This is a genomic window from Chitinophaga sp. RAB17, assembly GCF_052114225.1.
Taxonomy (GTDB): Bacteria; Bacteroidota; Bacteroidia; order Chitinophagales; family Chitinophagaceae; genus Chitinophaga.
The window spans coordinates 416,341-427,641 of the sequence record NZ_JBFREI010000004.1 but is presented as its reverse complement, the minus strand read 5'-3'; the positions used below and the strand labels follow the sequence as shown (position 1 = coordinate 427,641).

Genomic DNA, 11,301 nt, shown 5'->3' with positions numbered 1-11,301 from the left:
CACCAGGCAAAAGAGTAAATTTTTGCATAAATTGCAATTGGTTTTAAGTGTTCTACATAAGTATTTAAGACCTGTTAAGCAATCCTGGTAGCAGCCGGGGTTGCTTTTTTAATGTATAGGCGATTATGGTGGCATACCTGTTCTTTTAATATTATTGACAATTTCCGCCGCTGATGGTGACGATACTATCCCTGATACTATAGGCCGACTGATTGAATGCACAGAGTACAGCAAGAATATCTTCCAGCGATGACTGGTTTTTAAAAGAGGTGGTGAACCGGCACTGCTGCAAATGGGACTGGTGGAAGACAATGGTGATACCGTATTGTTCCATCAGGACTTTGGCGGCTTCTTCGTAGGTAACGTTGTTAAATACGAGATCTTCTTTCACCCAGTTGACTACCGGTACTACATTTACCAGATCATTTTTCTCATATCCCACCGCCGCCTGGTCAACAGCAATCTGCTGATTGGATCCTATTACGCCCAACGGTTTGCCATCTGCTTCTACCTTTACCTTTCCTTTTTCCACCGTCACAGTTACTGATTTATCGCCGGGCAACGCCTTTACATTAAACACCGTACCCAGCACGGTGGTGGCTACTTTACCGGTATGTACAATAAAAGGCTGGCGGCTATTGGCAGTAACATCGAAATACGCTTCCCCAATGAGGTATACTTCACGGGCATTACCGGGAAATACCTGCGGATACTTTAATTCACTGTGGGCATTCAGCAGTACAGTACTTCCGTCTGGCAGTTTGATAAAGTGTTTTTTTACTTTTTCTGTTTGCCTGGCAACTGCTTTTTCCTCTACTATCTTATCCGGCAGCAAAAAATAGCAGGCAGCGCCCACACACAGCACCAATGCAGCAGCGGCGGCGGCCAGTCGGCGGAATGTAAATGCGCGTTTCCGGATGACCGGCGTTTCTTTTATCTTATCTAAAACCTGCTCATACAGCGCATCGTAGGCCGGCTGCATGTCACTGCTGCCGGGCAACTGATCCTCATCAGCATCGAAGCCCTGATAGAACTTCTCTACGAGGTAACGCTCCTCTTCCGTACACTGGCCGTCCTGGTACTTTTTCAGGAGCTCGGCCAATTTTTTTGCGTTCATAAGGTGGATGTCTTTCTATGTAAACACTTCAGAATGACTTTACCGCCATCCCAACTCAAAATATTTTTCAGACCGTGAATACCTGCAATAATTCGATTTCTCATTTTTTTTAAATACTTTTCATCCGTGAACCTGTAACATCGATGTGAATAATGACTGATTCTAATGTGATATATGCTGACTTACCTGATGAGCGCCTGCTGGCAGCTATGAAGCAGGATGATGAAGCTGCTTTCAAAACGCTGTACCAACGTTACATAGATGTGATGTACCGCACTGCTCACAAAAGGCTACTGTCAAGGGCTGCAGCAGATGATGCCGTACAGGAGGTGTTTGTCCGTTTCTATGAACGCCGGCAGTTGTTGGATCCCCGTCAGTCTGTAAAGGCCTACCTGCTCACCAGTCTCAAAAACCGTATCCTCAACGAATTCCGCAACCAGCTGATACATGAAGCGCATCATGCCAACATTGCCGCTACACAGATCACTCATCATATAATACATCCTACGATCGATGGTAAAGCACTTGAATTACGCTTCCGTCAAACCCTGGGTCAGATGCCGGAAAAATGCCGGGAAGTATTTGAACTGAGTCGTTTTGAATTGCTGACCAATAAAGGGATTGCAGAACGATTAGGCATCTCCGTTAATACCGTAGAAAAACATATGGGTAAGGCACTGGCTATCCTTAGAAAGGAGTTCAACGGGCAGGAGCTGGTATTATTAATATTATCTGTGGGCTATAATTTCTTCGCCTGAATTATTATCTTTCTTTCAGTTAAACCATTTTCCTGTTGAACAGGGAACCTATTTTCTGTTTTAATTAATTCCACGATATGGACCACTTTAACATTAACCGTCGCCGCTTTCTGAAAGGGGCCACGGCCACCCTCGCACTTTCTGCGATAGGCGCCAGCGCACTTGATTTCATCAATCCCGACAAACCCTTTCGGGTAGCCCTGATAGGCACCGGCTGGTACGGCAAAAGCGATTTATTCCGCCTGATACAGGTAGCACCGGTAAAAGTAATAGCACTATGCGATGCGGACAAAAACATGCTGCAGGAGGCTGGTGAAATGGTACGTAAAAGGCAGGCTTCCGGTGCAACGCCCCGGCTGTATACAGATTATCGGAAGCTGCTGTCCGAAAATGAGCTGGACATTGTATTGATAGGCACACCGGATCACTGGCATGCTTTACAAACCATCGCGGCCCTTCAGGCCGGCGCACATGTATATGTTCAAAAGCCCATCAGTGTAGATGTGATAGAGGGAGAAGCCATGGTAGCGGCTGCGCGCAAATACAACCGGGTAGTGCAGGTAGGTACACAACGTAAAAGTACTCCTCACCTGATCGAAGCAAAAAAGAATATTGTAGATGCCGGCTTGCTGGGTAAAGTATCACACGTAGAAATGTGTTGCTACTATCATATGCGCAACAACGGCAACCCGCCATTGCAGGCAGTACCAGATTATTTTGATTACGATATGTGGACGGGGCCCGCTCCCCTGCGGCCTTACGATGGGCTACCACATGTTCGCTGGTGGCGCACCTTTATGGAATATGGCAATGGTATTATGGGTGATATGTGCGTGCATATGTTCGACACGGTGCGCTGGATGCTGCAACTGGGCTGGCCCACGCGTATCAGTTCTACCGGCGGCATTTATGTACAAAAGGAAGGCAAATCAAATATAACAGATACCCAGTCCGCCATTTTCGAATACGAGGGACTCAACTGTGTATGGCAGCACCGCAGCTGGGGCACGCCGGCAGATCCTAAATATCCGTGGTCCTTTAAGTTGTACGGAGAAAAAGGCACTCTCGCTGCCAGCACCATGTCTTACGACTTTATACCTGAAGGTAATGGTACACCTGTACATAAAGATGTGGTATACGAAAAAGAGAAATACCCTGAAGACGTTACAGAACCAGCTATAGAGCTGAACGCCGCTCCTGCCACGCGACTACATATGCTCAACTTCCTGGGCGCCATTAAAAATGGCGGCCGGCCCGTAGCGGATATTGAAGAAGGACATATATCCACTGCCAGCTGCATTCTCGCTAATATTTCCCAGCAAACCGGCCGACCAGTGGTTTATGACCCACATAAAAGGATTATTACCGGCGATCCTGCTGCCACAGCGCTTTTACAGCGGCCCTACCGGGGCCCGTGGGTGCATCCGCAGGTGTAAGTATTACCTGATCCAGGCCATGGGCGGGATACAACATAAAATACAGCACCGACAAGGGCCATGAGTAAGCATATAAGGGATAAGAAAGAACTACATTCTTATCTTGTAACAATTTATTTTGTTATTATAAGTACACTTATTATATTTGCACTTATAAAATGATTATTAATTCTAAAAACAAATCTTATGTGGTCACAATCTCACACCCTCGTTACTAAAGAAGCTACCAAAGAACAAATGTGGAAACTGTTTGCAGACGTTAACAACTGGCATACCTGGGATAACGGTATTGAATATGCTAAACTGGACGGCAAATTTGAAAAGGGAAATCATTTTCTGCTGAAGCCTAAGAAAGGCCCAAAAATCAAAATCGAATTATATGAAACCATTCCTAACAGAAAGTTTGTGGACCTCACCCACTTCCCTTTAGCCAAAATGTACGGTGAGCATACTTTTGAGGATACCCCTGAAGGTTTGAAGCTCACAGTCACCATGAAAGTATCCGGTGTACTGGGCTTTTTGTGGAAGAAAATAGTAGCACAGGATATCGTAAATCATTTACCGGAAGAAATGCAGAACCAGGTGCGGGTAGCCAGCAAACTATAATTATTTTTGCAAAAAAGGCAAGATGAAAAAAGACGATAATGCTTTTAGCGTAGAATCGGCGGAAGAAAGTCCAGGCTTCCTGTTGTGGCAGGTCACCAGTTTATGGCAGAGAGAGATCAGGAAAGCCCTCGAGAAGTATGATCTTACGCATTCTCAGTTTGTGCTGCTGGCCAGTACCATGTGGCTCATGCAGCAAAACGAACCGGTGACCCAGATCCTGCTCTCGGCTCATTCCAAAATAGATCCGATGACTACTTCTACCGTACTTCGTACCTTGCAGACGAAAGGGTTGCTGCAAAGAAAAGAGCATCCTACAGACACCCGCGCCAAAACTGTTGCGTTAACCGAAGCCGGTGAAAAGATGGCCAGACAGGCCATCAAAGTGGTAGAAAAATTTGACAAGGATTTCTTTACCCCCCTGGGATCCAAAGTAGGTGAGCTTAACAGAAACCTGCGGTTATTGTTATCGCAATGAGGTGTCAAGCTGCAAAAGCGCTATATTTGCTCTCTTGCTCCTTACCAAACTTACCTCATCATGAAACATGTTGATTTCCCGGACAGTGGCTATCATAATACCTGGTACTTTTATGAAGATGCCCCGGAAGGATATCCAACAATACAAGCCCTCCAAAAGGGTGCGCCAATACCCAATACTGTATTTGAGGACCTTGAACGGGTATTGGCGATTACGATCCGTCACGAACTACTAACGCCCACGTATATACGCCTGGACGATATTATAGAAATACCTTTCAGCTCCCTGCCGGAGTTCATGATCCAACTGAAAAAAATACTGGCTGATAAAAGACCATTGAGCATTTTCAGCATCGGTGGCTATGGCAAAGTACTGCTACCTGGTGGGGAAGCGGGTATGCAAGCCGATTTGATCACCATAGAAGACGTACTCTTTTTTGACAGAGATCTCAACGTGTCTACCGCCAAAAGCGTATGGGTGCCTATCTCTATTGATCATACCCATCAGTTTCAATGGCAGCTCCCCCTGGCTCAACTCAATGCTGTAAGGTTACAGAATGCGCTGAAAGAAATCAAACAAACGCTGAAGATCAGTGATGCCAATCCGGATGAAACAGACCCCGATAATCCTTTTGTGATCAAAGATTATAAGTTATATCTCCATCCGGATATTATCCAACATAAGAAAGATTTTGATATACCGGATGTGGATCTGAGCGAGTTTATACATGCCTGATTAGATTTTTCCAGCGTAAACATTCGCTTGTGGCAAGCATAAAAAAGCAGCTCCGGTAACCTGGAGCTGCTATAGACCACGTTAAGAAAAAAAATTTACTCCCTTATAATTTTCACCTGCGCAGGTGCTTTGATATCTGATTTTATTTTCCCGTTCGCCAAGCGTGTATGCTTCACCGTTACAATGCCATATGGTGTCGGAAACGTGCCTTCAGCATATTGAAGATCACCCAGGTGTGGTGCTACCTTCATCACTTTACAACCTGGTGCTACCACAGAGATACCCAGTACATGCTCAGTTAGCCAGGGAGTAGGCCCGGAGGCCCATCCATGGCATAAGCTATGGCGAAAACCCTTATAGCAGTAAGCACCATAATCACCATGAATATCTTTTTGTCCGGGTTGCACCAATGCGTCAATGCGGGAGGCATTGGGAAGCCAGTCCATGTTAAAATCTTCCCAGAAAGTAGTAGCCCCCAGCTTTAGCATCGCTCCCCAATAGGCACGAATATCGTTTAGCCCTCCCTGGTAGTCTCCTGCTTTGGCTTTTGCCTGCAGCATATAGTAACCATAAAAAGTAGAATAATCCTTTACACCACCAACAGATAAAATATCCCGGTTGATTTTTTCCGCAGGCACCAGACCTGATAAAGCCAGCAAGGCAGCGGCCTGTTTGGAACCATTGGCATCCGGCACATTCTTTTTCAGGCGGGCAATGGCGGCTTCACATTTTTTCACCGTGACAGCATCGTTTAATACCTTGCTCAGCGCTGCACCGGCGTCCAGTGTCATAATCATCATGGCCTGCAATCCGGCATGTATGCCGGGTTTATTTTCGCTGGAAGGCCAGTCCAGGAAACGCGTGCCGTCCTGCAAGTCCTCGCTGTTATTACTATCAATTTTTTTAGATAAATGATCCAGCAAGCCTTTCAGATAGGCCGCCTGTTGTTGCAGATAAACCAGGTTGCCGGTGTGTTGATACCAATCCCGCTGAATAAGCACCCACCACATAGAATACGACACCATGCCGTTCATGTATTGAGGCAGCGGCGTAATATCCCGCGACAAGTCCAGACTCTTAGTCACCACTTCATTATATCCAAATACAGCACTGATGGTAGACGTTTCAGGGTGCATATCACCAATCCATACGAGGCGGTCGCGCTTAATACCATCCCATAAATAGTCCTGCATGTTGAGGTGAACCGTATAGGCGCCTGTCAGCCAGATCTGGTTGAGCAACGTATCACTGCATTTGAAGGAGCCGAGATAAGGGAGATCTCTGTAAACGAAAATAGCCCTTACTTCTTTGAGTTGGAGTGCTGCATTATCATCCAGGAGATCGATGCGAACGAAACGGAAACCAGTATTGCCCACCTCCAGTTTGCCCAGCCAGGGCACTTCCACGATCATATCGCGTATGGCGTGATCGTTGGTGGCATTTTTGCCGGGTTCAATATCGCTCATGGCTTCACTCACGGACTCACCGAAGCGCACCCGCAGTTTCACCGGTTTACCACTTTTATACATACCGGTGACCAGTTGCAGGCCGCCGTGCAGCTCCTTTCCAAAGTCGAACAGGATACCGGGATGTTCGGTGGCACTGCTTTTCAGCTCACACATATTTTGATTCGCCAGGTCGGCCTGTCCATTGCCGGGTAGCAGGAAACGTGCAGCATTGGTAATGCTGCTACCGGTATTGGCTGTTTGCCATATAATTTTTTCGGGAGATAAGTACCGCCGTACGGTAGACGTAGTTTGAACCGTGGCCATACGTGTGCTATCAAACACCGGTGGCAACTGAGCCTGGGTGGATATATCATCCAACAGGAAAATATTTGCAAGCAGGAACCAGGTGTATATTTTCATATGATATCATTCATGTTGGTGAAATTAATAGGTCACTGCTATCAGTTTTACTGGCCCTGATAATCCGGCCGACTGGTAGGCAGATTCCGGCGTATAGGGGTTTACGTTACTCCACGTTTTACGTGATGCAGCAGGTAGTTTGCTATCTCCTATCAGGCGATTTACCCAGGTATTGACTACCGTTATTTCCAGTTTGTTACTCCCTTTTTTAAGCGCATTTTTTACGCTGACACGATAAGGTGGAGTCCATACCGTACCGAGTTCCACCCCATTCAACTTCACGGTGGCCATTACACTCACATTGCCAAGATCCAGGTATAGCGTGGCTCCCGCCGGTAATTCATCTGCCTTAAAAGTAGTTTCATATACTGCTGTACCGGAATAGTTACGGATCTGTTCATTCGTACTGTTGCTCCAGTCGGTCAGCTTATCGAAGACTACCGGTTGGGTGGGGCCTCGTTGAGCAGTATCAAAGCGTACCTGCCAGGGTGCGTTTAACTCCTGTAACAACGTAGGTGCAGGGAAGTTAGTCCTACCACTGTTGGGCGCTGTAGCTTTTTTACGAAACATTACAAAGCCACTTTGGTAAGGAGCTAACGTTAATGGTACTACGGTATTTTTATCTTTCTCTATAAATGCAGGCAAGTCGCGGATATCACCCGTAACGGCGTCCCACCATTCCGGCTGTTTACCCGTTAGGCGGAAAGCCGGCGACAAGCTAATATCGGTGGCTGCCTGATTGGTAATGAAATACAATTCTCCTTCCGCGGTGGTACGATGCGCATAAAGTACCGGTGCTGGTAAGTCCGCCACATCTGCCTGTAACCGCAGGGTCTGTAATGCCTGCTCCATGCCCATACCGCTAAGCACCTGCCCGTTGCCGTATTGGCGCTGCTGTAGCTGCTCGTTGCCCCATAAAGTAGCTGCCAGTTGGCGCACCTGTGCATCTGCCTCCGGGTAATGCTGTAAGCTGGGTGAGCGTAGCGGTGCAGGCCCAAGTATAGTAGCGCCCTGCTTGACCAGTTGCGCAATTTTTTGTAACAACTCCGGCCGCATTGTTTCCAGTTGTGGCAGTACCAATAAGCGATAGCTCATGCCATCCGGCAATACCAGCTTACCTCCTTTTACCTGCACCCGGTTCATGATCACCTCTGCATTGATGTAATCATAAGAATAGCCTTTGGGCAATTCTGGATTTCTGATGCCCGTCATTTTAGGCGCATCTTCTCCGATGAAATACGCTATATCATTTACGGCTTTGCCCTGTTGCAGGAGGTAGTTACATCTCCTGATATAATCTACAAAGGCTTTGCCCTGGTAAAACCAGGTATTCTTGCGGTTAAACTCTGTTCCGAAGCCGGCGTTTACTCCGGGGTTCAGGTCTTCGTATGGTTGTGTTATAAATACATGTAACAGTGTATGATTAATCCCTTCCGTGAAAGACCAGTCGCCACGGCGTTTCAGCAACGCCGGATAGCGTACAAATGCCTGGCCTCCGGCGGTGAAAGATTCCGCTGCCACCTTTGTTTTACCGTAGATGTGCGCGGCGGAAGAAGCGGCGCGGCATTCAATATCTCCCAAAGTACCTTCATTCCAGAATTCACCACCAATTTCATCCGACTGTCCGCCATACTTCAGAAATTCAGAAGGGAAACCCCAGTGGCCATAGTTTTCCAGCCACAGCTTTAGTCCGTCTTTGTGACTTGCCTTGCGTAAACCGGCTACATATTTATAGGCTACCCGATCTGCAATGAGGCGGCGCAGGTCCCATAGGAATCGGTCCGACTGATCTGCCGAACCCACTACCCTGCCGGATAACACCGGCAGCCAGGGCAAAGGATCATAGCCATATTGTTGCGCAAAGTCTGTGGCCATATCATCTGTCCAGTTCTGCGAACCTGTTTCATAGCTATCTGCCACTACCCATTTCAGGGCGGTACGTTCCGCTGCCGGTATGCTGTTGCGGATTTTTCCCACAAAAGAATCATAGTGGTATTGTGACCAGGTGTCGCTGATCTTATCTATTTCCAGCCCTATACCTTCCTTAGAAGCCGGACCATTGGTAACGCCGGTGGGCAGCATGCCATAGCGTACCACGATCCAGTTACCTGCTGGAACATTCCAGTTAAGGGTGCCGTTGGGCAATAGGTTTTTAGTGAGATGAATGACTTTAGCAGGATCGATGATTCCCCCCTGCCCATCTACTGGTGGCTGTTGCGGCCACTGGTATTCGTTCCATAAAGGCAAAGGTGTCTGGAACATTTTAGCCAGCTGTTTTTCTTCGAAACGCTCTACACGTGGGGCCGCCAGCAACTTTATTTCTGCCAGTACCGGATGCCCGTCACTGATCAGCAGCCTGAATTGCCTGCCGGTGATAGCTTTAAAGGAAACGGCTACAGGAGCGTAAGGCTTAAATCCTACGTTGGGTGCAGGGTTGCTACGATCCAGTTCAAATATTTTTACGCTATGCCAGGTGTCACCTTCTTTTACCTGTAACTCAAACTGTGCTTTGAAAGGTCGGGCAGCAGGGTAAATGATCAGGCTTCTCGCCGTGAAGTCTGCTTTCACGGCGATGTCTATGGTGACAGGACCTGGTCGGCTCACTGGTGCTGACACTGCTACTTCTTCGGTGGTATTGCCATCTACCAGGTTTTCGATGTGCACGAAGCCGGCATTGGAGCTGAGTACCGGTGCATGTTTGCCAATATCATCCCCATCTCCTGCGGGTACGGGAAAAGCCATCACTGCTACGGTCTGAAAATCTGCAATGTTGGGTGCTGGTTGTGAAAATTGACGGGGACCCTGTACGTTTATTTCATCACCGGCAGTAAGGTAACGCATCGACTGTGATGGCTTGATCCAGGGACCACCGCTCTGGCTCCAGCCGGGGCTGTTGAACAAGCCAATGTCTATTCCGTTTTGGGAGGCAGTGCTGATGGCTGTGCGGGTTACTTTCCACCATTCTTCCGAAAACAATTTTACTTTTCCATAAGGCACTTCTTCTTTCGGATAACCGATATTCCCGATGAAAGCACGGCCTATACCTACTTTCGCCATAGCTTCAATATCTTTTCTTACACCTTCCTGCGAAATATTATCACTCATCCAATACCAGTAAACGCTTGGCTTAATGCTATCCGGCGGAATAACAAATCCTTGCCGCAAAGCAGCTTTCTGCGCACTGGCAGCGGATGCTACTGAAAGTAGCAAGAGTAGTACAGCAGGATATCCGGGTATTTTTCGTAACATAAAATGATTCATGTATAGTCCGTGAAATTCCGTTTAGTGCTGTCCGTTATACATAACGGCCCCCCCCCTGTTTATAGCAGGCGATAGCTAAACATACTCAAAATAGAAAACTGTATCAGTATAACTGTCCTGTACCTCCCTGTAGCAAGGGATTATCGGTATTCAGCATCCCGCTGCGGCCCAGCCATTTCATCACGGTCTGCATCCATACTTCTACCGGCAGTTTGAGTACAAACCCATGATCCCCTTCGGGGTAAATATGCATTTCGGCTGGCACATGCTGGTGGCGCAATGCCTGGTAAAACAACAGGGTGTTGTCTACGTCTACGACCTTATCATCGCCGGTATGAAACAGCAAGGTGGGTGGCGTTTGCGGCGTTACCTGCCGGTCGTTGGAGTAATATTTAACGGTTAACTCGTCCGGGGAATCGCCTAATAAACGCTTGCGGGAGCCGGCGTGGGTGAGGTTCTTTTCCATGCTGATCACCGGGTATACCAGGATCATAAAATCCGGGCGAAGATTAAGCCCTGCATTAACGGCCAGCACGGGGCGGTCAAAATGTGTTCCTACTGTAGACGCCAGGTGGCCGCCCGCTGAAAAGCCCATAATGCCTACCCTGCTATTGTCGATATTCCATTCTTTTGCATGTGAACGGATCATTTTCAGGGCTTCCTGCGCATCCTGCAAAGGACCACTGCTTTTGTCCGTCATGATCTTATCAGACGGCAAACGGTATTTTAGTACGAAGGCCGCAATGCCTTGCTTCACGAAAAATTCAGCAATATTCAATCCTTCTTTTTGCAGCACAACCCAGGCATAGGCGCCACCCGGACAAATCAGCACAGCCGTGCCGGTAGCTTTTTCTTTGGGAGGCAGGTAAGCAGTAAGCGTAGCTATACTGGTGAGTGCACGGTTATTCTCTTTATCTGTTATTTCTTCATCAGGGGAAGCAATGCCACCCGGCGGAAGTCCGGTATACAAAGGCATTACATTTTGTGCATAGGCTGGTATGGCAACAAAGCTGAGGAGGAAAATAAAGAGGGCACGCATAGTATT

Annotated in this window: 9 protein-coding genes; 5 read left to right on the top strand and 4 right to left on the bottom strand. The window is 47.6% G+C overall.

The window, feature by feature from the left end; genetic code table 11:
• Positions 1–151 precede the first annotated feature (151 nt).
• The gene (locus AB4Z08_RS17010) at positions 152–1,117 is read right to left on the bottom strand and encodes a FecR family protein (RefSeq protein ID WP_441574962.1); all 966 of its coding nucleotides are present in this window, start codon (positions 1,115–1,117) and stop codon (positions 152–154) included.
• Between the two features lie 152 nt (positions 1,118–1,269).
• Here AB4Z08_RS17010 and AB4Z08_RS17005 point away from each other — a divergent pair, with 152 nt between their 5' ends.
• The 5 genes from AB4Z08_RS17005 (at position 1,270) to AB4Z08_RS16985 (ending at position 5,127) form a co-directional block, all read left to right on the top strand.
• Positions 1,270–1,875 (top strand): RNA polymerase sigma-70 factor, encoded by a 606-nt coding sequence (locus AB4Z08_RS17005; RefSeq protein WP_441574961.1) that lies wholly within the window; start codon positions 1,270–1,272, stop codon positions 1,873–1,875.
• A gap of 77 nt (positions 1,876–1,952) precedes the next feature.
• A complete protein-coding gene (locus AB4Z08_RS17000; protein WP_441574960.1) occupies positions 1,953–3,311 on the top strand; it encodes a Gfo/Idh/MocA family oxidoreductase in 1,359 nt (452 codons plus the stop codon).
• A gap of 186 nt (positions 3,312–3,497) precedes the next feature.
• On the top strand, positions 3,498–3,917 hold the full coding sequence (locus AB4Z08_RS16995) for an SRPBCC family protein (RefSeq protein ID WP_441574959.1): 420 nt from the start codon (positions 3,498–3,500) through the stop codon (positions 3,915–3,917).
• Between the two features lie 22 nt (positions 3,918–3,939).
• A complete protein-coding gene (locus AB4Z08_RS16990) occupies positions 3,940–4,392 on the top strand; it encodes a MarR family winged helix-turn-helix transcriptional regulator (RefSeq protein ID WP_441574958.1) in 453 nt (150 codons plus the stop codon).
• A gap of 60 nt (positions 4,393–4,452) precedes the next feature.
• The gene (locus tag AB4Z08_RS16985) at positions 4,453–5,127 is read left to right on the top strand and encodes a hypothetical protein (protein WP_441574957.1); all 675 of its coding nucleotides are present in this window, start codon (positions 4,453–4,455) and stop codon (positions 5,125–5,127) included.
• A gap of 95 nt (positions 5,128–5,222) precedes the next feature.
• On the opposite strand, the gene AB4Z08_RS16980 is transcribed toward AB4Z08_RS16985, so the two are convergent.
• From AB4Z08_RS16980 to AB4Z08_RS16970, 3 genes are all read right to left on the bottom strand, one after another.
• Positions 5,223–6,995 carry an alpha-L-rhamnosidase-related protein gene (locus tag AB4Z08_RS16980; RefSeq protein ID WP_441574956.1) on the bottom strand — a complete coding sequence of 591 codons (1,773 nt, stop codon included), beginning with the start codon at positions 6,993–6,995 and terminating at the stop codon, positions 5,223–5,225.
• A gap of 24 nt (positions 6,996–7,019) precedes the next feature.
• Positions 7,020–10,244 carry a glycosyl hydrolase gene (locus AB4Z08_RS16975; RefSeq protein WP_441574955.1) on the bottom strand — a complete coding sequence of 1,075 codons (3,225 nt, stop codon included), beginning with the start codon at positions 10,242–10,244 and terminating at the stop codon, positions 7,020–7,022.
• A gap of 115 nt (positions 10,245–10,359) precedes the next feature.
• Positions 10,360–11,295 (bottom strand): alpha/beta hydrolase, encoded by a 936-nt coding sequence (locus AB4Z08_RS16970; RefSeq protein WP_441574954.1) that lies wholly within the window; start codon positions 11,293–11,295, stop codon positions 10,360–10,362.
• Positions 11,296–11,301: the final 6 nt, after the last annotated feature.

Bases quoted from the DNA above. Each gene is read 5' to 3' on its own strand.
- AB4Z08_RS17010 (WP_441574962.1), bottom strand. From the start codon at position 1,117: ATGAACGCAAAAAAATTGGCCGAGCTCCTGAAAAAGTACCAGGACGGC.
- AB4Z08_RS17005 (WP_441574961.1), top strand. From the start codon at position 1,270: ATGACTGATTCTAATGTGATATATGCTGACTTACCTGATGAGCGCCTG.
- AB4Z08_RS17000 (WP_441574960.1), top strand. From the start codon at position 1,953: ATGGACCACTTTAACATTAACCGTCGCCGCTTTCTGAAAGGGGCCACG.
- AB4Z08_RS16995 (WP_441574959.1), top strand. From the start codon at position 3,498: ATGTGGTCACAATCTCACACCCTCGTTACTAAAGAAGCTACCAAAGAA.
- AB4Z08_RS16990 (WP_441574958.1), top strand. From the start codon at position 3,940: ATGAAAAAAGACGATAATGCTTTTAGCGTAGAATCGGCGGAAGAAAGT.
- AB4Z08_RS16985 (WP_441574957.1), top strand. From the start codon at position 4,453: ATGAAACATGTTGATTTCCCGGACAGTGGCTATCATAATACCTGGTAC.
- AB4Z08_RS16980 (WP_441574956.1), bottom strand. From the start codon at position 6,995: ATGAAAATATACACCTGGTTCCTGCTTGCAAATATTTTCCTGTTGGAT.
- AB4Z08_RS16975 (WP_441574955.1), bottom strand. From the start codon at position 10,244: ATGTTACGAAAAATACCCGGATATCCTGCTGTACTACTCTTGCTACTT.
- AB4Z08_RS16970 (WP_441574954.1), bottom strand. From the start codon at position 11,295: ATGCGTGCCCTCTTTATTTTCCTCCTCAGCTTTGTTGCCATACCAGCC.